At 44.8% G+C, this 22,743-nt stretch carries 22 protein-coding genes; 8 read left to right on the top strand and 14 right to left on the bottom strand.

The window, feature by feature from the left end:
* Window positions 1–11: 11 nt before the first annotated feature.
* Together VRU48_RS18980 and VRU48_RS18975 are read right to left on the bottom strand one after the other, a co-directional pair.
* The gene (locus tag VRU48_RS18980; RefSeq protein WP_330109498.1) at window positions 12–1,004 is read right to left on the bottom strand and encodes a UDP-glucuronic acid decarboxylase family protein; all 993 of its coding nucleotides are present in this window, start codon (window positions 1,002–1,004) and stop codon (window positions 12–14) included.
* The gene (locus VRU48_RS18975) at window positions 1,004–2,314 is read right to left on the bottom strand and encodes a UDP-glucose dehydrogenase family protein (protein WP_330109497.1); all 1,311 of its coding nucleotides are present in this window, start codon (window positions 2,312–2,314) and stop codon (window positions 1,004–1,006) included. Before VRU48_RS18975 ends, VRU48_RS18980 begins: the two co-directional genes overlap by 1 nt.
* 66 nt (window positions 2,315–2,380) lie before the next feature.
* Here VRU48_RS18975 and VRU48_RS18970 point away from each other — a divergent pair, with 66 nt between their 5' ends.
* Window positions 2,381–3,616: a 3-deoxy-D-manno-octulosonic acid transferase gene (locus VRU48_RS18970; RefSeq protein WP_330109496.1), complete on the top strand. Its 1,236-nt coding sequence runs from the start codon at window positions 2,381–2,383 to the stop codon at window positions 3,614–3,616.
* A 2-nt stretch (window positions 3,617–3,618) separates the two neighbouring features.
* Here VRU48_RS18970 and hemH read toward each other — a convergent pair whose 3' ends face one another.
* From hemH to VRU48_RS18955, 3 genes are all read right to left on the bottom strand, one after another.
* Entirely contained in the window at window positions 3,619–4,635 is a 1,017-nt protein-coding gene (hemH, locus tag VRU48_RS18965; RefSeq protein WP_330109495.1) for a ferrochelatase, read from the bottom strand.
* A 122-nt stretch (window positions 4,636–4,757) separates the two neighbouring features.
* Window positions 4,758–5,606 carry a 4-hydroxy-3-methylbut-2-enyl diphosphate reductase gene (locus VRU48_RS18960; protein ID WP_330109494.1) on the bottom strand — a complete coding sequence of 283 codons (849 nt, stop codon included), beginning with the start codon at window positions 5,604–5,606 and terminating at the stop codon, window positions 4,758–4,760.
* A gap of 122 nt (window positions 5,607–5,728) precedes the next feature.
* Window positions 5,729–6,238 carry a phosphoribosyltransferase family protein gene (locus tag VRU48_RS18955; protein ID WP_330109493.1) on the bottom strand — a complete coding sequence of 170 codons (510 nt, stop codon included), beginning with the start codon at window positions 6,236–6,238 and terminating at the stop codon, window positions 5,729–5,731.
* Between the two features lie 138 nt (window positions 6,239–6,376).
* On the opposite strand from VRU48_RS18955, the gene VRU48_RS18950 reads away from it, so the two are divergent.
* Window positions 6,377–7,093: a head GIN domain-containing protein gene (locus VRU48_RS18950; RefSeq protein WP_330109492.1), complete on the top strand. Its 717-nt coding sequence runs from the start codon at window positions 6,377–6,379 to the stop codon at window positions 7,091–7,093.
* A 75-nt stretch (window positions 7,094–7,168) separates the two neighbouring features.
* On the opposite strand, the gene VRU48_RS18945 is transcribed toward VRU48_RS18950, so the two are convergent.
* From VRU48_RS18945 to VRU48_RS18930, 4 genes are all read right to left on the bottom strand, one after another.
* Window positions 7,169–7,585 (bottom strand): hypothetical protein, encoded by a 417-nt coding sequence (locus VRU48_RS18945; protein WP_330109491.1) that lies wholly within the window; start codon window positions 7,583–7,585, stop codon window positions 7,169–7,171.
* Window positions 7,586–7,588: 3 nt separating this feature from the next.
* Window positions 7,589–8,158, bottom strand: coding sequence for a hypothetical protein (locus VRU48_RS18940; protein ID WP_330109490.1), 570 nt, complete (start codon window positions 8,156–8,158; stop codon window positions 7,589–7,591).
* A gap of 41 nt (window positions 8,159–8,199) precedes the next feature.
* Complete coding sequence (rlmD, locus tag VRU48_RS18935; protein WP_330109489.1) at window positions 8,200–9,636, bottom strand: 23S rRNA (uracil(1939)-C(5))-methyltransferase RlmD; 1,437 nt, start codon at window positions 9,634–9,636, stop codon at window positions 8,200–8,202.
* Between the two features lie 249 nt (window positions 9,637–9,885).
* Window positions 9,886–9,996, bottom strand: a complete 111-nt coding sequence (locus VRU48_RS18930; RefSeq protein WP_199136899.1) for a phenylalanyl-tRNA synthetase subunit alpha — start codon at window positions 9,994–9,996, stop codon at window positions 9,886–9,888.
* A 130-nt stretch (window positions 9,997–10,126) separates the two neighbouring features.
* On the opposite strand from VRU48_RS18930, the gene VRU48_RS18925 reads away from it, so the two are divergent.
* The gene (locus VRU48_RS18925; protein WP_330109488.1) at window positions 10,127–10,645 is read left to right on the top strand and encodes a hypothetical protein; all 519 of its coding nucleotides are present in this window, start codon (window positions 10,127–10,129) and stop codon (window positions 10,643–10,645) included.
* Between the two features lie 30 nt (window positions 10,646–10,675).
* Here VRU48_RS18925 and VRU48_RS18920 read toward each other — a convergent pair whose 3' ends face one another.
* The 5 genes from VRU48_RS18920 to kbl form a co-directional block, all read right to left on the bottom strand.
* Window positions 10,676–11,251, bottom strand: coding sequence for a TetR/AcrR family transcriptional regulator (locus VRU48_RS18920; RefSeq protein WP_199136895.1), 576 nt, complete (start codon window positions 11,249–11,251; stop codon window positions 10,676–10,678).
* The gene (locus VRU48_RS18915; protein ID WP_330109487.1) at window positions 11,251–11,664 is read right to left on the bottom strand and encodes a Rieske (2Fe-2S) protein; all 414 of its coding nucleotides are present in this window, start codon (window positions 11,662–11,664) and stop codon (window positions 11,251–11,253) included. Before VRU48_RS18915 ends, VRU48_RS18920 begins: the two co-directional genes overlap by 1 nt.
* A 1-nt stretch (window position 11,665) precedes the next feature.
* On the bottom strand, window positions 11,666–12,706 hold the full coding sequence (pheS, locus tag VRU48_RS18910; RefSeq protein WP_330109486.1) for a phenylalanine--tRNA ligase subunit alpha: 1,041 nt from the start codon (window positions 12,704–12,706) through the stop codon (window positions 11,666–11,668).
* A 119-nt stretch (window positions 12,707–12,825) separates the two neighbouring features.
* Complete coding sequence (locus tag VRU48_RS18905) at window positions 12,826–13,758, bottom strand: alpha/beta hydrolase (RefSeq protein WP_330109485.1); 933 nt, start codon at window positions 13,756–13,758, stop codon at window positions 12,826–12,828.
* A 16-nt stretch (window positions 13,759–13,774) separates the two neighbouring features.
* Complete coding sequence (kbl, locus tag VRU48_RS18900) at window positions 13,775–14,965, bottom strand: glycine C-acetyltransferase (RefSeq protein WP_330109484.1); 1,191 nt, start codon at window positions 14,963–14,965, stop codon at window positions 13,775–13,777.
* Between the two features lie 135 nt (window positions 14,966–15,100).
* Here kbl and VRU48_RS18895 point away from each other — a divergent pair, with 135 nt between their 5' ends.
* The 5 genes from VRU48_RS18895 to VRU48_RS18875 all read left to right on the top strand — a co-directional run bounded on the left by VRU48_RS18895 (window position 15,101) and on the right by VRU48_RS18875 (window position 22,592).
* On the top strand, window positions 15,101–17,554 hold the full coding sequence (locus VRU48_RS18895) for a DUF5686 and carboxypeptidase regulatory-like domain-containing protein (protein WP_330109483.1): 2,454 nt from the start codon (window positions 15,101–15,103) through the stop codon (window positions 17,552–17,554).
* A gap of 136 nt (window positions 17,555–17,690) precedes the next feature.
* Window positions 17,691–18,623 carry an oxygen-dependent tRNA uridine(34) hydroxylase TrhO gene (gene trhO, locus VRU48_RS18890; RefSeq protein WP_330109527.1) on the top strand — a complete coding sequence of 311 codons (933 nt, stop codon included), beginning with the start codon at window positions 17,691–17,693 and terminating at the stop codon, window positions 18,621–18,623.
* Between the two features lie 75 nt (window positions 18,624–18,698).
* Complete coding sequence (locus VRU48_RS18885; protein WP_330109482.1) at window positions 18,699–19,214, top strand: ORF6N domain-containing protein; 516 nt, start codon at window positions 18,699–18,701, stop codon at window positions 19,212–19,214.
* An 18-nt stretch (window positions 19,215–19,232) separates the two neighbouring features.
* Window positions 19,233–19,604: a DMT family protein gene (locus tag VRU48_RS18880; protein WP_330109481.1), complete on the top strand. Its 372-nt coding sequence runs from the start codon at window positions 19,233–19,235 to the stop codon at window positions 19,602–19,604.
* Window positions 19,605–19,685: 81 nt separating this feature from the next.
* Complete coding sequence (locus tag VRU48_RS18875; RefSeq protein WP_330109480.1) at window positions 19,686–22,592, top strand: ligand-binding sensor domain-containing protein; 2,907 nt, start codon at window positions 19,686–19,688, stop codon at window positions 22,590–22,592.
* The last annotated feature ends 151 nt before the right edge of the window (window positions 22,593–22,743 follow it).

Genomic DNA, 22,743 nt, shown 5'->3' with positions numbered 1-22,743 from the left:
GGGTATATGATTTATTGTTTATTATAGGTATTAAAGTTCTTATGTTCTTTGTTAACCAAAGCTTCTTTAGGCAACGACTTGAAGTACTCGTAGGTAATCTTCAGGCCTTCGGCTCTTGATACCTTCGGCTCCCAGCCCAACAGCTCCTTGGCTTTTGTAATATCCGGACGGCGTTGCTTAGGATCGTCAACCGGAAGGTCTTTGCAGACTATCTTCTGGTCGGTTCCCGTAAGCTTGATAATTTCCTCGGCAAAATCCATCATGGTAATCTCGTCGGGGTTGCCAATATTTACTGGCTGTGCATAATCGCTGAACAGCAGGCGGTAGATGCCTTCGATCAGGTCGTCTACATAGCAGAACGAACGCGTTTGGCTGCCATCGCCAAATACGGTCAGGTCTTCGCCCCGCAGTGCCTGACCAATGAAAGCAGGCAATACACGGCCGTCGTTCAGGCGCATGCGCGGCCCATAGGTATTGAAGATGCGCACAATGCGGGTTTCGAGCCCGTGAAAGGTATGATAGGCCATGGTCATGGCTTCCTGAAAGCGCTTGGCCTCATCGTAAACGCCACGCGGGCCTACCGGATTTACGTTGCCCCAGTATTCTTCGGGTTGTGGATTTACCGTTGGGTCGCCGTACACCTCAGATGTAGAGGCAATGAGCAGTCTGGCCTGTTTTGACTTGGCCAAACCCAACAGGTTATGTATGCCCAGCGAACCCACTTTGAGAGTCTGGATCGGAATTTTAAGGTAGTCTATCGGACTGGCCGGCGAGGCAAAGTGTAGGATATAGTCGAGGTTGCCCGGCACGTGCACAAACTTAGACACGTCGTGGTGGTAGAATTCGAAATTCTCCAGCTTAAACAGGTGCTCGATGTTGCGCAGGTCGCCGGTAATGAGGTTGTCCATGGCAATGACATGGAAATCTTCCCTGATGAAGCGATCGCACAGATGCGAGCCCAGAAATCCGGCAGCGCCGGTAATCAATACCCTTTTCCTTTCCATTATCCGATCAGTTTGCGTCCAACACTGTTGTAATAATAACCGAGGTCTATCATTTTCTGCAAATCGAAAAGGTTCCTGCCGTCGAAAATGGTTTTATTGGCCAATAGGCCCTCCATCTTTTCGAAATCCGGGTTGCGGAACACCGACCATTCGGTGGCAATCAGTAGCGCATCTGCACCCTGCAAAGCCTCATATTGGTTGTTGGCATAGTCGATTTTGTCGCCCAACAAGGCTTTTACATTATCCATCGCTTCCGGATCGAATGCCGTAACCTTGGCGCCACGGATCAACAGCTCGTCGATGATGTACAAGGCTGGTGCCTCTCTGATATCGTCGGTTTCGGGCTTGAAGGCCAATCCCCACAAAGCGAAGCGTTTGCCTTTGATATCGCCGTTATAGTATTTGAGCAGCTTGTCTACCAATATCGTTTTTTGTTTCTCGTTCACCTGCATTACGGCTTTCAGCAACTGGAAATTATAGCTGTTGCTTTCGGCGGCTATCGCCAGGGCCTGTACATCTTTCGGGAAGCAGCTGCCTCCGTAGCCGATGCCGGGAAAAAGGAAACGCTTGCCAATGCGGTCGTCGGAACCGATGCCCCTGCGCACCGCGTCAACATCGGCGCCTACGATTTCGCAAAGGTTGGCGATTTCGTTCATGAAAGTAATCTTGGTAGCCAGGAACGAGTTGGCGGCATATTTGGTCAGTTCAGAAGAACGCTCGTCCATAAAGAAAATCGGGTTGCCCTGGCGCACATAAGGCGCATAGAGCTCGGCCATCAGTTTCTGCGCCTTTTCGCTGCGCGTGCCAATCACTACGCGGTCGGGCTTCATGAAATCGTCTACCGCAACGCCTTCGCGCAGGAATTCCGGGTTAGAAACCACGTCGATTTCCACCTGGGTATTTTCGTTAAAAACGGCCTGAACCTTATCAGCCGTACCCACCGGAACGGTAGATTTGTTGATGATAACCTTGTACTCGGTTACCAGCTTCGAAATATCCTTGGCCGCGCCCAGGATGTAAGAAAGGTCGGCCGCGCCATCTCCGCCCGGAGGCGTTGGCAGGGCCATGAAGATCAGCTGCGATTCCTTAACCGCCAACGCAAGATCGGTCGTAAACGACAGGCGCCCCTGCTCGATGTTGCGGTGGAACAGCACGTCGAGGCCCGGTTCGTAGATCGGCACTTCGCCGTTCTTCATCTTCTCTACCTTAGCCTTGTCGATGTCTACACAGATGACATTGTTGCCCGTTTCTGCCAGGCAGGTTCCGGTAACCAAGCCTACGTATCCTGTTCCAATTACTGCTATCTTCATATATTAATTGAAGGTTTTAAATTTAATCGTTTATCTTCGGACGAAGATAAGAATTTAAGATGCAAAATGCTTTGGATTTATAATATTGGGATTGTCATTTATGGGCTTTTTGTGAGATTGGCATCGCTGTTCAATGCGAAGGCCAAACTGTTTGTGGCGGGACGAAAAAACGGCTTTGAAAAAATCGCACAAAAAATAAACCCAACCGACAGGCCGATATGGTATCATTTTGCTTCGTTGGGCGAATTTGAGCAGGGCCGACCGGTACTCGAAAAATTGAAATCGGCATATCCGGATGTAAAAGTCGTAGTTACCTTTTTTTCACCTTCAGGCTACGAAATCAGAAAAAATTATCCTTTGGCCGATGGCATTTTCTATTTGCCTCTAGATACGGCGGGCAATGCCAAAAAGTTTGTAGCACTGGTTAATCCGCGATTGGCCATTTTTACCAAGTACGAGTTTTGGTATCATTATTTCAAAACCCTGCATCGACAACAAATTCCAATCTATCTTATTTCGGGGATTTTTAGGCCAAACCAGCTTTTTTTCAAGAGCTATGGTGGATTTTATCGAAAAATGCTGGGCTTCGTGAAACATTTCTTTGTGCAAAACGAAGAAAGCGTTCAACTTTTGAAAGGCATTGGCCTTGACAAGGTAAGCCTGAGTGGCGATACCCGTTTTGACCGGGTTTACGAAAATGCGCTGCAACCAAAACAGCTGCCAGAAATCGAGGCTTTTTGTGGCCAGGCCCCTATTTTGATGGCAGGCAGTACTTGGCCGGCCGACGAGAAGTTATTGGTTGAACTGGCTAATCAAAATCCTGACTGGAAATTCATCATTGCACCACACGAAATCGGCGCTTCGCACATTTCCGAAATTGAGTTGCTCTTTCCAAACGCGGTTAAATTTTCGGTTCTCGGCTCTCAGTTGGCTCAAACCTCAAATCTCAAATCTCAAATCCTGATTATTGACAACATCGGCATGCTTTCTTCACTTTACCAATATGGCCAACTGGCCTACATTGGCGGTGGTTTTGGCGCAGGAATCCACAACACTTTAGAAGCTGTAGCTTTTGGCCTGCCTGTTATTTTCGGCCCTAAATACGATAAGTTTCAGGAGGCTAAAGATTTGATAGCCATCGGTATTGCCCAAAGCATCAGCAATGAAAACGAGTTGCTAAATGCTTTTAACGAATTAAAAAGCAATGCGGAACTTCCGCTCAAAGCCAAGGCCTATATCGAAAACAAAAAGGGTGCTACCGATATGATTGTCGGCCACGTAAAAGAGGAAATAAAGCTGTAGTCTTAGCCTTTGGCCATCGCCACCAGCGCTTCCACAAATTTCGGATGGTCGTTCAGGCTTTCTACCAACTGTACGTGCTCGCCACCCAATTCCCTAAATTCTTCATGGTATTCAACCGTGATTTCGTAAAGGGTTTCCAAGCAGTCGGCCACAAAAGCTGGGCTGAATACCAACAAACGCTTTTTGCCTTCCCGAGCCAATCTTTTCAATACATCGGTCGTGTAAGGCTGCACCCAAGGCTCTTTGCCCAAACGTGATTGGAAGCAAACGGTGTAGTCTTTTCTGTCGATGTTTAGTTCTTTGGCAATGAGCTTGGCCGTATGGTAAGACTGGGCCAAATAGCAGAATTTATTGCCATCGTTGTAGTCTTCGCGTTGGCTGACATCCCTAAAATTATAGCTTTTGGCTACATAATCGCTTTTATCGATCTGCCTTTCGGGCAAGCCGTGGAAACTGAACAACACATGGTCGAAGCTTTCGGGATTGTGCTTTCTGGCATTTTCGGCAAACACCTCGATCATCAGCTGGTTATCGTGAAACGAATTGACAAAGCTGATATTGGGAATGGTATGCCACTTGCCCACCAATTCCATAATCAATTGGATAACCGAACCCGTGCTGGCCGAAGCATATTGCGGAAACAAAGGAATAACCCTGATGCTTTCTACCAAACCCGTCTTTAAATTAGCCAATGCCGATTCGATGGAAGGATTTTGATAGCGCATGGCCAGCTCTACCTGATACTCATCGCCCAACTGCTCCTGCAACATAGCCGTTTGCACCTTGCTGTAGTACAACAAAGGCGACCCTTTTTCGTTCCAGATTTCTTTGTACAGCTTGGAGGTTTTAGGGCTGCGGAAAGGAACAATCAGCCCCCTCACTAACAAATTACGGTTAAATCGGGGAATATCGATTACCCTGCCATCCATTAAAAACTGGTCTAGATATTTCTTTACGTCTTTAACTTCCGGACTATCTGGCGTACCTAGATTGACTAATAAAATTCCCTTTTTTCCCATAATTTAGTGCAGGCTACCAAAGCCACATGTTCATTTTGATCGGCAAATATACGTTAAGCCAAGGCGTGTTAAAAACAGTGCGGAGGCTGTATTTCAATAATTACTTTTTGATGATGTGCAGGCTAGTAAGCCTCAAGTGCGGCTTTTACGTTTTCCATGAGCCACATCGGTGTGGAGGTGGCACCACAGATGCCCACTTTATCGTTTGGAGAGAACCAGTTTTTGTCCAATTCTTCTACATTTGATATAAAGTACGAGTTATCATTGTGCTTTTTGCATACATCGTAAAGCACTTTGCCATTCGACGATTTTTTGCCCGATACAAAAACGATCTTATCATAATCGGCTACAAAATCTTCCAGTTCTTCATAACGATTGGAAACCTGGCGACAAATGGTATCGTTGGCTTTTACCTCATAGCCCCTATTGAGCAGTTCTTCCTTAATTTGGTAAAACTTATCGGTACTCTTGGTGGTTTGGCTGTATAAGGTAAACTTATGGGGCAATTGCAGCGAATCGAGTTCGGCCAGGTCCTGAAAAACAATGGCATTGCCATCAGTCTGTCCTTGCAGGCCAATCACTTCGGCATGGCCATGCTTGCCAAAAATAAGAATCTGCTCTTTATCGTCGTGCGAGTTTTTGATGCGGTTCTGCAACTTCAGCACCACCGGACAAGAGGCATCAATCAGCGTGAGATTGTTATTGAGGGCCAATTCGTAAGTAGAAGGTGCTTCGCCGTGCGCCCTGATCAGCACTTTTTCGTTAGCAAGCTGATGCAGCTGCTCATGGTCGATAATACGTAACCCTTTGGCCTTTAAACGCTCTACTTCTTCATCGTTGTGCACAATATCGCCCAGGCAATACAAGTAATCCTCATGGTCGAGGATATCTTCGGCCATATCAATGGCGTATACTACCCCAAAGCAGAAACCCGACGACTTATCAATCGTAACGTTTAAATTGTACTCCATCCTACGCTCCGTTATTTTTCACAAAAATACATAAAAAAGATGAGGTTGAGTGTAGCTTCCTTGCCCTTGGCGTCATCCCAAACTCAACTTTATTCAAAGGCTTAAGTCGGTAACAAGCCACCTTAGCTGAGGTAAACACGGTCTTCTTCGCCCGCTACATCCATTACCACGTCAACATGTTCCTTTAAAATGGTAGAAAGTTCCAGTCCAACAAAATCGGTGGCAATCGGGAATATTTTATGGCTCCTGTCAACCAATACCACCGTGCGGATTTTCTTGTGCGGCGTATTCAAAAACACACCCAAGCCATAAGCCAAAGTCTTGCCGCTGTTCAACACATCATCAACCAAGATCACGACTTTGTTTTTCCACTCGCTTGGTGGCAAATCGGTTTTGGCTACCAGTTTACTGCTTTGCTTTTCGAGGTCTACGCGCAGCAAAATCAGGTTGAAGCTTGAGATTTCCTGCAGCACTTTTTGCAGGCGCAGGGCCAACTTGTAGCCACGATCCCAAATCCCTGCCAATACTACTTCTTTCTCTCCCAAATTGTCTTCCAAAATCTGATAGGCAATGCGGTTGATCTTTTGTGCAATCTGTTGTTTATCTAGAATAAGTACCTGGCTTTCGGGCATAATGAAATGATTTGATCGTGCATACAAAAGAACAAATTAAACCTCAAAATCAAATACAAAAAATTATTTTTACCAATACTGCAACGTTTTGGCAGGCATTGGCGTCTAATCATTACAAACCCTAAAGCAAAAAGAATTATGAAATTGACCAGTATCAAAAAAATCAGCCTCCTCCTTATAGCAACTTTTGGCTTTGGCCTTAGCTTGGCATACGCCCAAAGCAGCAGAAGCGTAAACGTAAAAAGCTTTGATCAGCTTACCGTAAGCAGTGGCATCGACATGTACCTGACCCAAGGCGGCACCGAAAGCCTCACCATCAAAGGCAACAACGATGTAATTAAAGATGTGGTGGTAGAACAAAACGGCAGCAGCGTGTTGATCAAATACAAAGACGGCATCAACTGGGGCAGGTTATTCAAAAACCAATCGATAAAGGTATACGTGAACTACAAAAACATCAAGAGCCTAACCTCGAGCGGCGGTTCTGATGTATACACCGAAAACACCATGAAGGCCGACCAACTGAACGTAAGGGCCAGTGGCGGTTCTGATGTAAAACTTACCTTAAACTGCAAAGACCTTACCTTAAGTGTAAGCGGCGGCAGCGATGCCAATTTAAAAGGTACTGCCGAAAACATGCAGTTGAGCGCTTCTGGCGGTTCTGACATTGATGCTTTTGGCTTTGTGGTTAACAACGCCAAGGTAAACGTAAGCGGCGGTTCTGATGCCAACATCTATGTAAACAAAGCTTTAGAAGCTGGTGCAAGCGGTGGCAGCGATATCCACTACAAAGGCAATGCCTCGCTCAAAAAAACCACTTCGTCAAAAAGTGGCGACATAACCCACGTGAACTAGTTTAGTTTTTTAGTTTAAATAGCAAAGCCCATATCACGCATGCGATATGGGCTTTCTTTTTTGTACGCCAAAAGGCTAGTTTGTTGCTTTCGGATAAGGATAGTACACAAAATTGGCACCTTCAGGCACGATAACGAAAATACACATGTAGTTTTCCGGCTTTTTATAGCTTTTGAGGAAATGCTCTTTTTTATCGGGGTGGATAATTCCTTTTTGGATAAATTCCTCTAAAGTAGAGGCCTGGATAGTCCATGCGGTATTGAGTTCCTCGCGGTTCAAAATCAGCTCGCCAATGCTTACTTCATGCTGGTGGGCAATAAAAATGGGATGGGCAGAAATACCCTCTACCATAATTTCGACGGCAACCTCCTTGATCGAATCGGCATAAAAAGCCAAATCTTTTTCCAGGCTTACCAAAGGACTTTTGCGTTCTGGCGCCTGTTCTTTATTTCCGTTTTGGCCTAAACTGCCTAATAATTCTTCTGATTCCATTTCTTAAAACTTGATTTCTTTTTTCAGGACGATAAATTTATCGTCGGTTAGGCTATCGGTTAAAAGCGCATAGCCCTGATCGGTTTTGATTACTCTCTTTGCTAAGGGATACTGGTCTGAACAAAAATACATGCTGCCTGTTTTGACCAGTTTCCAACTGTTATGCTTCAGTGAAAACAGGTTGACGGTTGACCAGCAGCTGCTGAACCATTCTGGCCTGAGCAGCAACTCGGGCTGTCCGTCGCCATCTAAATCGCCTGGATAGGTAATATCCGCCCCAATAGCCTTGTCGAAAGACAGCATCGGCCAGTTTTTAGGCGCAAAAAACACATTGATGAGGTAGCTTTTTTGCTTGTCGCCCATATCATCGTCAACCAATTTGTTTTTAACCACAAAAGCCGTATCGGTTGGCGTTAGCAAAATGGTGTCAACGCTTTGCTTCTTCCAATCGACTTTTGGCTTGGCAGGCGCTTCAGCCAGGCTTGGCTTTGTTGCAGGGCCATCGGTCTTGACCTTGCCCCTACAGGCAACCAAAACCATCAAAGCCAACAAACAAATCCAAGTGTTTTTCATCTGTTTACAATTGCGACGGCCTTAACCAGCCGTGATGTTTTTTATTTCAGTTTGAGCAAAACCACGTTTTCTACGTGTTGCGTATGTGGAAACATATCAACGGGTTTTATCCGTACCACCTCATATTTTTCTTTAAGCAGTGCCAAATCACGTGCCTGCGTAGCGGCATTGCAACTTACGTACACAATCTTTTCGGCTTCCATTTCTAACAGGCGCTCTACTACATCGGCATGCATACCGGCGCGTGGCGGATCGGTAATCACCACATCGGGCTTGCCATGGGCGGCAATAAAGTCGGCCGTTAGGATATCCTTCATATCGCCGGCATAAAAAAGCGTATTTCCGATTCCGTTCAGTTCGGCGTTAAATTTGGCATCTTCAATGGCCGTTGGCACGTACTCTATGCCGACAACCTGTTTTACGCTGCCTGCCACAAAATTAGCAATGGTTCCGGCTCCGGTGTATAAATCGTATACCAATTCATCGCCTTTAAAACCGGCAAATTCTTTGGTGATTTTATACAATTCGTAAGCTTGTTCTGAATTGGTTTGGTAAAAAGACTTGGCGCCGATCTTGAATTTCACCTGATTGGTTTCCGACCCATCGAGCGACATCGCTTCGAAAATATGGTCCCTGCCCGAATAAACAATCACTTCCTGATCAAAAATGGTATCGTTTCTTTTTTGGTTAACGATATATAGGAGCGAGGTAATTTCGGGGAAAGTCGTCTTTACATGCTCCATCAACCCGTCGATTTGCTCTTGGCTTGCATAGGCAAAAACCACAACCACCATCAGCTCGCCTGTTGACGAAGTACGGATAATCAGGTTGCGGAGCGCGCCCTCGTGGTTGCGCAGGTCGTAAAAGCTCAGGTCGTTTTGCAGGGCATATTCGCGAATACGCAAGCGCAGACTGTTACTCGGCTCTTTTTGCAGGTAGCAATGCTCGATATCCAAAATTTTATCGAAGCGCAAAGGTACGTGGAAGCCCAGGGCATTCATTTCCTTATCATCGCGTTCCATGTGCATATCGCCGGCATTGAGCCAGCGTTTATTAGAAAAAGTATATTCGAGTTTGTTGCGGTAGTACCTGTTTACGGCCGAACCCAAAATAGGTTCCATGGCGCTGGTATCAACCTTGGCCAAACGTTGCAAAGCGGCTTCTACGTTTTTGTGTTTGAAACGCAGCTGGGCTTCGTAGTCCATATGTTGCCATTTGCAGCCTCCACAAGTGCCAAAGTGGCTACAGAAAGGATCGGTACGCAGGTCGGAAGGTTTTTGTAGCTTTTCGATTACCGCTTCGGCAAAGTTTTTCTTTTTCTTCACCAAACGAACATCTACCACATCTCCGGGAACGGCTTTGTCTACAAATATCACCAAATCATCGGCTTTGCCCACCCCCTTGCCTTCTTCGGCAATATCAATAATCTGCAACTCAGGAATTACAATCGGAGCGCTATTTCTTCTGTTTCTACTCATTGATGCAAATATACGAAAAGCCGCGTTGATAGTTTTGTAGCTCAAAGTCTAAAGACTAAAGCAGAAAGACCAAAGAAGATGGAAGGTAGAAGGCGGGAGGTTAAATAAGATCGTATCCAGTTCGGGTTTTCAATCCCTAACGAGCCTGAGGAAGCTCTTCTTTTCTTTGCAGTTAAAAGGTAAAAATACAAAGCATACCATTCCATCCGGATTAAGAAATCCGCTCCCAGAATAATTCAGTTGCGCTTGTTACTGTCCAAAAACTTTAAGGATTAATCCAAAAAAGCCTTCAACCAGGTTAAAGTTCATGTCGAATTGTTCATCAACCATTACAGAAATTTCCAAAACTTCTTTACTCATCGCCTATTTTAATGCTATTTCGACAAAAATAACATTTTTTGAACCAAAAACCAAAACGGTATATGTTAAATTTATGTAAAGGATTTTGATATCCCAAGGCTGTTCTTATATTTGTCGAAACACTTGACCTATGAATCTCAAAACGCTCTGGACCATTATCCTTAAAACATTAGGTGTCTATTTCCTGCTTCATTTGATTGCGGCGGCTGGCCAGCTTTTGGCGGGTTTGATATCTATTGCCACCATACCTATGGGCGCATCGTTTCTTGCCTATGTCTTGATGCCATTAGTAATGTTCACTATTTACCTCTTCATTCCGCTGGTTCTGATTTTCAAAAGCGACTGGCTGATCGAAAAGCTAAAGCTGGCGCAAGGATTTGAACAAGAAAGAGTAGATGCCAATATCAACACAGGCGCGGCCATCAATATCGCGCTGATTATTTTAGGAGGTTATGTTTTTATCGATTCGGCTCCGGTATTTTTCCAACAGACCTTTACTTACCTACAAAATGGAACCGATTTACCAAACAACACGGGTTCCGGCAGCCTCCTCATACAACTGGCCAAAACAATTATCGGTGCGTTCCTGGTTTTGAAGCACCAAGCCGTGAGCCAATTTATCATTAAACAAGGCCAAGCCAACAATTAAGGTCTATTTTTTGAAGAAACCTGTTCGGGATTACAACGCCGCCTTAACTAAATAAGGCAGGATTTCTTTTTGAAAGGTGACGAAGTTTTTGCGCACGTCGGCATCGCTAACCGAAGTAAAGGCAAACGAGAACACGATGCTTTTACTGGCTTTGAGCAAAAAGGCCAAGCCTCCCCTGCGCGCCGGGTTTTTCTTGAAACTGTCTAGCTCGAGGTAAGCAGAAAGCAACAAGGCCTCCAATTGGTCTGACAGGTGCTTCAAAAATTCTTGCGAGTTGGCGTTTTCGCGTACAAAATCCCAACCGATAAACTCGTTGCAAACCGTAAAAGACAAGCGGCAGGTTTTCATCACCAAGGCTTTCAGGTGCTCTTCTTCGCTGGCAAACTGCACCTTATTGCTTAGAATTTCGTGCAGGTTTACATCCAGGTAATCCATCAAAATGGCATCTAAAACCTGTTCTTTGCTATCAAAATACTTATAGATGGTAGCTTTGGCTATACGTGCTTTTTTGGCAATCTCGTTTACGCTGGTTTTATGGTAACCATATTTTCTAAACAGCTCTTTGGCTGCTTTGACAATGCTTTCTTTTATTTTTTCTGGTTCCATTAATTAGTCACCTGTAAGTTATTGCCTGCAATGGCAACATTATATCGTTTTAAAGATGTTTTAGCTGGCGCCTTTACCGGGCTTCCATCGTACAAAGAGTACTTTGCTCCCGATGCGGGATCGGTTACCGTAATCACTGGATCGTCTAAAACCACGGCATTTTTCTTCTCTGGATTTACCGTGCTGCAACGATCGTAGGCCACATAGGCATTATCTGGTCGGCGGTAAATGACAATTCCGGCAACGCCATAGCCATTGATGGTTACCGCGCCACCAGGACTGCTGAGCCTGCTGAGCCTTGGATCGGTTAACGGTGCGCTAAAATTTACCGGATAATCGGGTATAAAATTGTTTTCTTTGGCACAAGACGTCACCAAAAGCACAATGAACAATATCCCGATCAGTCTTTTCATCTTAGATTAATGCGCTTTTATATTGTTTAAGGAAACGAACATCGTTCTCTGAGAACAGGCGCAGGTCCTTGATTTCGAACTTCAGATTGGCAATACGCTCAATGCCCATTCCGAAGGCAAAGCCGCTGTATTTTTTGCTGTCGATGCCACAGTTTTCCAAAACGTTAGGATCAACCATGCCACAACCCAAAATTTCTACCCAGCCACTGTATTTGCACATCTGGCATCCTTCGCCCTTGCAAATGGTACAAGAAATATCCATTTCTGCCGATGGCTCTGTAAAAGGAAAATAAGACGGCCTGAAACGTACTTTGGTGCCTTCGCCATAAAGCTCTTGCACAAAATAGAACAGGGTTTGCTTCAAGTCGGCAAACGACACCTTCTCGTCTACGTACAAACCTTCTACCTGATGAAAAAAGCAATGTGCCCTTGCCGAAATGGCTTCGTTGCGGTACACGCGACCGGGCATCAAGGCGCGGAAAGGTGGCTGTCCGGCTTCCATCATCCTTACCTGTACAGACGAGGTGTGGGTACGCAAAGCGATATCGCCTTTTTCGCCGCCTTTTTTAATGAAGAAAGTATCCTGCATATCTCTTGCCGGGTGTTCTTCAGGGAAGTTCAAGGCCGAAAAGTTATGCCAATCGTCTTCTATTTCCGGACCTTCGGCAACGCTAAAGCCCAGTTTATTGAAAATTTCGATGATTTCTCTCCTCACCAAGGCCAAGGGATGACGGGCACCCACTTCGAAGCCTTCGCCGGGAAGCGTTAAGTCTAACTGCAAATTACTGGCTGTACCTTGTTCGCTTTCGATGGCTTCGTTTAGCGCTTGGTATTTGGCTTCTGTTAATTGCTTAAACTCGTTCAGTACTTTGCCCAAAACCCGCTTTTCTTCTGGAGAAACGGCTTTGAACTGGTCGAAGATATCTTTGATTATACCTTTGGTTCCCAAGAATTTAATGCGGAACTGCTCGAGTTCGTCGGCATTGTGGGTATCAAATGCATTGACCTCTGCGGTGTACTGTGTAATTTGGTCTTGTAACATCTGCCAAATATACGGCATTTAATAGAAATATTTTGTGTTGCCCGGTTCAAAAATCATCTTGAATGCATTTATTACAAGAAAATGAACTAAGCCATACCAAAATTGAACTTCAAAAAATGTTAGTTCATGTTTTTATTGAGGAAGCTACAGGTTTTGTCTAGCACCAGCACCCATTTTCCGGCTTGGCTAAAGGTATGGTTGGCTCCGGCAACAAACATCAGCTCGTTGGGCACCTTGAGCAAATTGAGCTGCGCGCCAAATGCACTGTAGGTGTTAAAATCCTGCTTGGGCAGGCCATCTATGTCATTGTTTTCGGGAAAAACATTCAGCGTAGGAATTTTTCTACTGGCATTGGCGGTGTAAAGCGGACTGATCGCTTTGTAATAGGCTTCGTTATCCACGTTCACCTCGTAACCCGTGTAGCGATAGCCTGCTTCCAACACATAAGGAGGCAATTGTTCCCAGTTTGGAAGATTGGTAAACAAAATATCTAATGCACCGGCCAAATTGGCTATAGCTTTTACCTTGCCTGTATTTTTGGCATCGTAGCCATAGAGTAGCCCAAGCGTGGCTCCGGCGCTATGCCCAACCAAGGCAAGTCTATTGCGGCTTACTACCCATTCTTTGGCATGTGCCAACGCATAATCGACCACTGTGCCTACATCGGCCACTTGGTCTTTTATTTTAACGGCACTTTCGCGGTGTACGGGTAAAGGCTGACTGAACAAGCCGTTGCCATCTACCAAACGGTAATTGACATTGAGCACGGCGAAACCCCTGCTGGCCAGGTATTGGGCCTGAACAGTAAATTCGTTTTTATCGCCACCTATAAAACTGCCCCCATGCAGCAAAATAATAATGCCGGTATTGGTAGTGCGGTTGGGTGGCAGGTAAATATCCATCGTTTGCCAGGCATCGCTGCCATAGCTTACATTGAGCATTGTTTTGGCTTCGGCGGCTACCTGAAAAGAAGGCGGATCGCTCTTTTCGCATTGGGTAAAAAGCATGAGGCCAATTAGCCCCATGCCTATCATCATTAAACTTCTTTTCATCGCGCTATGGCAAAGCCTATTTAATTACGCCTAATTCTTTGCCCACTTTCGTAAAGGCGGCAATAGCCTTGTCTAAATGGTGTTGTTCGTGACCGGCAGAAAGCTGCACCCTGATCCTGGCTTTGCCTTGTGGCACTACCGGATAGAAAAATCCGATCACATAAATGCCTTCTTCGAGCATTTTGCTGGCAAACTGTTGTGCAATCTTTGCATCGTACAGCATTACCGGAACAATCGGGTGGAAACCAGGTTTGATATCGAAACCAGCTTCGGTCATTTTTTCGCGGAAATATTTGGTGTTGTTTTCTAATTTATCGCGCAGCTCGGTGGTTTCGCTCAACATATCCAATACCGTAATCGAAGCACCGGCAATAGAAGGCGCCAAGGTGTTAGAGAACAGGTAAGGACGCGAACGTTGGCGCAGCATATCGATAATTTCTTTTTTGCCCGAGGTAAAACCGCCTGAGGCACCGCCAAGGGCCTTACCCAAAGTACCGGTAATGATATCGATCCTGTCCATGACGTTAAAATGTTCGTGCGTACCGCGACCAGTTTTGCCAATAAAGCCCGAGCAATGCGATTCGTCTATCATCACCAAAGCTTCATATTTATCGGCCAAATCGCAGATTTTATCCAAAGGAGCTACCGAACCGTCCATCGAAAAGGCACCATCGGTTACGATAATACGGTGGCGACAGTTTTTGGCAGCGATCAATTGTTGCTCTAAATCAGCCATATCGATGTTTTTGTAGCGAAAGCGCTGCGCCTTGCAAAGCCTTACGCCATCAATAATCGAGGCATGGTTCAGCTCATCTGAGATAATGGCATCTTCCGGACCGAACAAAGGCTCGAAAACCCCACCATTGGCATCGAAAGCAGCCGCGTATAAAATGGTGTCTTCGGTACCCAAAAACTGAGAAATCTTGGCTTCCAGCTCTTTGTGGATATCTTGCGTACCGCAGATAAAACGCACAGAAGACATTCCATAGCCATGCTCGTCAATCGCTTTTTTGGCGGCTTCGATCACTTTAGGATGCGAAGACAGTCCCAAATAGTTGTTGGCACAGAAGTTAAGCACTTCTGCTCCAGTGCTTACCTTAATGGCAGCGCCTTGAGGCGTGGTAATGATGCGCTCGCGTTTGTATAAACCGGCGTTTTCTATTTCTTCTAGTTCTTGCTGCAGAACGGGCTGTAAAGTTTTATACATATTTATTTTTCATTTAAGATGCAACCATTTTGCTGGTAGATCGCTCTACAAATATAAGACACGTTAACAAACTTTAACAGTTTAAATGTGTTAAGTTCCAGAACTTAATCGATATTTATAATTTAAATACACTTTATGAAGAAAATTTTCCTCTCCCTGTTTTTTGTTATCACATCCCTGAATTTTCTATTTGCGCAACAATACCAAGTGAGCGGAAAAATAACCGACAACAAAGGCGAAATCATTCCCTTTGCTTCGGTATACATCAAAAACACTACGCATGGCGTATCGGCAAACGTAGATGGCCTTTACAAACTTACACTCGACAAAGGAAACTATACCTTGATTTACAAGGCCATTGGCTTCAAGGCTACGGAAAAAGCGATTTCGGTAAGCGACAACATGACGCTAAACGAAACTTTGGCCGAAGAAAGCTACACTTTAAATAATGTAGTGATCAGGCCCAACGCCGAAGACCCCGCCTATGCCATCATCAGGCAGGCTATTGCCAACCGGAAAAAGCACTTGAACGAGGTAGACGAATACAGTAGCGACGTATACATCAAAGGGCTACAGAAACTGGTGGGCGCCCCGAAAAAATTCCTGGGCCGCGACATCCAGAAGACCTTAGATCTTGACACCAACCGCAAAGGCATCCTTTATTTGTCTGAATCGCAATCGAAGTTCAGCTTTAAGCGCCCGGGCAAGGTTAAAGAAGAAATGGTATCGTCTAAGGTATCGGGACGAAGTAATTCCTTCAGTTTCAATAAAGCTTCAGACCTGATCATCAACTTCTACGACAATCTTTTGCTGGAAGGTTCGGGATTAAGTTCGAGGAGTTTTGTTTCGCCCATTGCCGACAATGCGCTTTTTTATTACAAATACAAATTGCTGGGCACTTCTGTAGAGAACGGTGTAACCATCAACAAAATAGAAGTCATGCCTCGCCGTACCAACGACCCGGTTTTTAGGGGCATTATTTACATCGCCGACGATAGCTGGAGATTGATGGGCACCAATTTATACCTTACCCAAGATGCAGGCATCAACCTCATTGATACCCTGAACATTAGTCAGCAGTTTATCAAGGTAGAAAATGTTTACATGCCATCGAGCATCAAGTTCCAGTTTAACGGCAGTGTGCTTAAATTCAAGTTCGAAGGCTATTTTGTAGGGGTTTACAGCAACTTTAACATCCACCCCAATTTTCCTAAAAACTATTTTACGGCCGAAATCCTGAAAGTAACCAAGGCCGTGAACAAAAAAGATTCGCTGTATTGGGCCAACAACAGGCCTATTCCGCTTACCGACGAAGAAAGGTACGATTACAAGCGAAAAGACAGCATCGCCCTGCGCAAGGAATCGAAGCAATACCTTGATTCTCTGGAACGCGAAAACAACAAATTCGGCCTTGTCAAGCTGGCGCTTACCGGCTACAGCATCAACGACAGGTACAACAAGCGTTATTTCTATTTCGATCCGCTGATGCGCTCTGTTTTATACAACACGGTTGAAGGCGTTGCGCTAAAATATGGCGTTACCTACAGAAAGCAGCTCGAAGACCGCAAGTTTTACAGCATCAGGCCAGAGGTACGCTACGGATTTTCGAATCGTATATTTACGGCTAACCTGAGCGGAAACTACTATTACGACCCCTTGAAAAGAGCCAGTGTGAGCGTCTCTTTTGGCAGCGAAATTGCCGACCTGAACCGCTATGGCTCGATGAGCTTGTTAACCAACTCGATCAACACCCTGCTTTTTGAACGAAACCTATCTAAATTCTACAAGAAGGAATTTGCCAACGTGGCCACCACCCGGGAGCTGGCCGATGGCTTGCAGGCTTCGGTAGCCGTAGAATATACCAGAAACCACACTTTGGAAAACACCAATAGTTTTAAAATCAGGGATGTGAAGAACCGCGAGTTTACTTCGAACAATCCGTTTACGCCAGATTCGGAAACCCCGCTTTTTCCTACCTACAATTCGTTTAATGTAAGTGCAGTGCTGAATTATACCATCGGCCAAAAATACATCACCCGTCCCGATGGCAAATTTTATGAAGATTCTAAATACCCTCGCTTTCAGTTGGGCTACAGAAAAGGCATCAAGAATGTGTTGAGCAGCGATGTAGATTACGACCTGGTGAGCCTTGAAGTTTACCAGGAACGCATCAGCGCTGGTTTGCTGGGCTTTTCTTCGTTTGTTGTGGGTGCCGGTAAATTCCTGAACAACAAAGCTGTTTTTTATCCAGACAGCAAACACTTCAGAGGCAACAACTCGACCATTTTCCCACCTAACCTACGCAAGTTCAGGTACCTTGATTTTTACATTTACAGCACCGATAAACAATATTTCGAGGCGCACTTTGAACACAATTTTGCAGGTTTCATGACCAACAAAATTCCTTTGTTGCGCAAATTGAAGCTCGAAGAACTGGTAGGCATCAATTATCTGACCCAGCCGCAAAAAAGAAACTATACCGAGTACTATTTCGGCTTGCAGCGTTTGGGCTTTGGGGTAAGTTACGGCTATGCCTACGATGGCAACAAAAAAGTAGAAGAAGGCTTCAGGATTTCGTACGGATTTTAAAGAACAACAGAAAGGTAAAAGGCGATGGGTTGCAGGAATAATTAAAGCCTAAACCCTCCTCCCTTTACCTTTTTACCTTCCGTCTTTTTTGCTATCTTTGCAGCGCATTAAACGCCGTTTGCAGCGGTATCAATGAATTATGAATTATCAGACTTTACTTTACTACTGCTATTCTCCAATAGCCGATGCAGAACAATTTGCAGCCAACCACCTTGTTTTTTGTAAATCTTTGGGCCTTGTAGGCCGTATCATTGTAGCCGACGAAGGCTTGAACGGAACCGTTTCTGGAACAGTTGAAGCTTGCGCAGCCTACATGGCGCATATACATGCCGACGAGCGCTTTGCCAAAACCGAATTCAAGATAGACGATGTAGCCGAGCCTTCTTTCATCAAGATGCACTGCCGCTACAAAGCCGAAATCGTGCATTCTGGCTTGAGGGATACGAGCATTATCGATCCGAATAAACAAACCGGAAAACACCTCGAGCCTTTGGAATTCAGCAAGATGATGGAAGAAGAAGATGTGATTGTGCTCGATGTGCGTTCCAATTACGAACACAACTTGGGCAAATTCAAGAATGCCATTACATTAGACATCGATAACTTCCGCGATTTTCCAGACCAAATCAATGCCTTGGCGCAATATAAAGACAAAAAGGTAATGACCTATTGTACAGGTGGCATCAAATGCGAAAAAGCATCTGCCCTGCTTCTGCACCATGGCTTTAATGATGTTTACCAGTTGCATGGTGGCATCATCAAATATGGCAAAGAAGCTGGCGGAAAGGATTTTGAAGGCAAATGCTATGTTTTCGACAACCGTATTGCCGTCGACGTCAATTCGGTAAATCCTACCGTAGTTTCAACATGCTTCAACTGTGGCAAAACCACTTCAAAAATGATCAATTGTGCCAATCCTGAGTGCAATGAGCATTTTACGCAATGCGACGAATGTGGCGAAGAACTGCAAGGCTGCTGCTCGGCTACCTGTGCTGCCCACCCGCGCAAGCGCCCTTACGACGGAACTGGCTATTATGTAAAAGTACCGCAACCGGTAGCTAAAGCCTAGTTAGCTATTAACCAATAAGATAGATGGTTAGATGCCAATAGATGATTATATTTATAGCAACAAAACCATCTACCCATGGAACTACAAACAATAAAAAACAAGATTTATGAGATTCGAAACCAAAAGGTAATCTTGGATTTTGACCTCTCGGCTTTGTACGAAACCGAAACGAGGGCTTTGAAACAAGCCGTAAACAGGAACATGGACCGCTTTCCCGAAGACTTTATGTTTCAGCTTACCAAAACAGAATGGTCGGAGCTTATCACAAAAAGTGATAACCTATCTCCAACAGCCAAATTTAGCCCATCGCGACCTTATGCCTTTACAGAACAGGGCGTGGCTATGATTTCGAGTGTACTGAAAAGCAAAAAGGCGATTGAAGTCAATATCAGCATTATGCGGGCCTTTGTACTGATTCGGCAATACGCTTTGTCGCACCGCGAACTAACCGATAAACTACAGGAAATGGAAGCAAGGTTCGACCAGCAGTTTAGCGATGTTTATGAAGCCCTGACTTTTCTGATGGATAAAAACGATCAAGAAACCAACCAAAAACAACGCGAGAAAATCGGCTATAAAATCACTTCTTAAACCTAATCCAACTATTGCATGCGAGCTTTACTTACTGTTTTCTTCTTATTCGTTTCGAACACCTTCATGACTTTAGCCTGGTATGGGCATTTAAAGTTCAAAGAAATGGAATGGAGCAAAAGCCTGGGGTTGATTACCATCATCCTGATTAGTTGGGGCATCGCCCTGTTCGAGTACATTTTTCAGGTACCGGCCAACAAATACGGCTTTAAGGAAAATGGCGGACCGTTTAACCTCATGCAGCTCAAAGTAACCCAAGAAGCCGTTTCCATTACCGTGTTTCTTATTTTCTCGATTTTGTTTTTCAAGACCGAGAAAATTGCCTGGAACCATATCGTAGCTTTTGTGTTAATTATTTTGGCGGTCTTTTTCGCCTTTATCAAGAAATAAGTATCGTGTAGTTTTAAATACCTATATTTATTTTTGTTCAAATTATTGTCTCGCAATCTCTATTAGAACATCTTTAACTGTATGTTGATCAAAAATAAGCCGTTCCTATACCTATTTGTCAGTTGCTGCCTTTGTCTTTTTTCGGCCTCTCTTTGGGCCAACGGCATTCAGAGTATCGGGGTGCCTTATGTACAGAACTATCCCAAATCTGCTTATTTGTCTGGCAACCAGAACTGGTCTATTGCCAAAGACAAGACGGGTTTGGTTTATTTTGGCAATGCCGAAGGCTTGTTGGTTTACGACGGCAAATATTGGCAGCAGTACAAAATGCCCAACCGGCAAATTGTGCGGTCGGTAGCCACCAGCAGCGACGGACGCATTTATAGCGGCAGCTTTGGCGAGTTCGGCTATTGGTCTTACCAAAACAGAAAGTTGGCCTACACCTCGCTAACCAAGCTTATTCCAAAGCCCAATCAGCTCACAGACGAGATCTGGAAAATTTATATAGATGGCAAAAGAGTAATCTTCCAGTCTTTTTCTACCATATACATTTACGAAAATCAAAAAATAAGCATCATCAAAGCACCCAATGCCATGCTGTTTTTGCATCAAGTAAGCAAACGGCTGTTTGTAGAGGTACTGGGCAAAGGGCTTTTTGAACTACGTGGAAAAACCTTAATGCCCTTGGCCGGAAGCGAAATATTGGGGCATACGGGCATCCTGTCTATTTTGCCCTACAAAGAAAACAGCTTTATTATTGGCACTAGCAAAAACGGATTGTTCATTTACGATGGCCAAACCTTCAGGCCATTTGCCAATGCCGCCGATTCCTTTCTCAAAACCTACCAGCTCAATAATGGCGTAAGGATTTTAGATAGGTACTATGCCTATGGAACCATCCTTAACGGGCTGATCATTATAGATGAAGATGGCAATATTGTACAACGCATCAACAAATCGAGTGGCTTGCAGAACAATACCATCCTGTGCCTGTATGCCGACAACGAGCAGAACCTATGGGCCGGATTGGATAACGGGATCGATCGTATCGAACTCAACTCGCCACTTTATTTTTATTTCGATAAGGCTGGGCAATTTGGTACCGTGTACTCCAGCGTGATTTGGGGCAACCGGATATATCTAGGTACCAATCAAGGTTTATTTTCAAGCCCTTGGCTACCTGAAAGCAGCAATTTGTTCAATTCTTTTGATTTCAAGCTTGTACCCAATACCCAAGGTCAGGTTTGGGACCTCAGGGTAATAGGCGATCAGATCCTTTGCGGGCACAATGACGGTACTTTCGTGGTAAATGGCAATCAAATTCAGAAAATATCAACGATTAGCGGGGGCTGGACCATCAAAAGACTACTCTCTAAACCCGATTTTCTTATTCAAGGCACTTATACCGGGCTGGTTATCTTTGCCAAAGATGCCAGTGGAAAATGGAAATTTAGCCATAAGGTAAGCGGCTTTAGCCAGCCTTCGCGTTATGTGAAGCAAGACGGCAAGGGCGATATTTGGGTAAGCCATGCCTACAAAGGGCTTTACAAGCTCACGCTCAGCGCCGACCTGAAAACGGCCACCAACATTAAGTACTACGACGAGAAGAATGGCCTTCCTAGCAGTTATAACATCAATATATTTAACATAGAGAATAGAATTCTCTTCTCTACCGATGAAGGCTTCTTTATTTACGATGAAATCAGCAATCGCTTTAGCAAGTACGAGGCTTTGAACAAGAAACTGGGCAGTTTTGAGGCTTCCAACAAGATTATCGATGCTGGCCAAAAAAAATACTGGTTCATCTGCCATGGAAAAATGAGCCTGGTCGACCTTTCAGAGCCCGGCAAAATCTCCGTCGATTCAACGCAGTTCAGCATCTTGGACGGAAGAATGGTTCAATATTATGAGAACATCAGCCAGATTGGCGATAAAATTTACCTGATCAGCGTAGACGATGGCTTTGTGATCTACAATACCACCGATACCGAAAACCAGGCCAAAATCAAATTACCTTTGGTACTGATCAGAAAAATAGAAGATATTACCGACAAATACATTACGCTGGCCGAAAACGGCGACAATGATGAAACGATAGAAGTTCCGTTCAGCAGAAACAACATCAGGCTTTCTTTTTCTATCCCCTATTATCGTCAATCGAAAATCAAGTTCCAATATTACCTGGAAGGCTACTCTAAGCAATGGTCTGATTGGAGTACGGCTACCCAAAAAGACTTTACCAATTTGGGCAGAGGCACCTACAAATTTAAGGTGCGTGCAAAGATAAACGACGAATTCATTAGCGAAATAACCGAATATGAGTTTACCATACTGCCACCTTGGTACGGCAGCAACTGGGCTATTGCTTTTTATGCACTAGCGGGCATAGCTACCCTAATTGCGGGCAAACGCATCTACGAAGCCAAGCTCAACAAAGACCACCAGCTGATTACCCAAAAGCTGCAGGCCGAAAAAGAAGAGTTTTTGAAGAAAGAAGCCGAGGCAACCGAGAAGCAGATCATTAAGCTGCGCACCGAAAAGCTACAGGCCGAACTGGCTGGCAAAAACAGGGAATTGGCCAACTCGGCCATGAGTTTGGTTTACAAGAACGAACTGTTACAAAAGCTAAGTCAGGAGATTACCAAACTGAAAGACGAAAACGGCAAAAAATTGTCGGAAGACCAGTTGCGCAAAATCCAAAAAGTAATAGACGATGGCATGAACGACGAGCGCGATTGGAACCTCTTCGAAAGCAGCTTTAACGAGGCCCACGAAAGCTTCTTCAAAAAGCTAAAAGCCAACCATCCCGACCTTGTTCCGAACGACCTGAAGCTATGCGCCTACTTGCACATGAACATGAGCAGCAAAGAGATGGCATCGCTTCTCAACATCTCGCTCAGGGGCGTAGAAATACGACGCTATCGTTTGCGTAAAAAACTCGATGTACCCCACGATAAAAACCTCGTTGAGTTTCTAATGGAGCTCTAGCACTACATCATTACCTCTCATCGCGCATTTTTGGGCCCGCAAATCGGCGCCTAAAAATTTGGCTTTGTAGTACTTGTAATTTTCCTGTTATCATTTCAAAAACGCCGTTTTTGAACCAAAAATCAATTTTGTTAGGTCTATTGAGAAAGTA

The organism is Pedobacter albus (assembly GCF_036324255.1).
GTDB classification, from domain to species: Bacteria; Bacteroidota; Bacteroidia; order Sphingobacteriales; family Sphingobacteriaceae; genus Pedobacter; species Pedobacter albus.
Note: the sequence above shows the minus strand (reverse complement) of the source record. Positions and strands in the feature narration are given on the sequence as shown.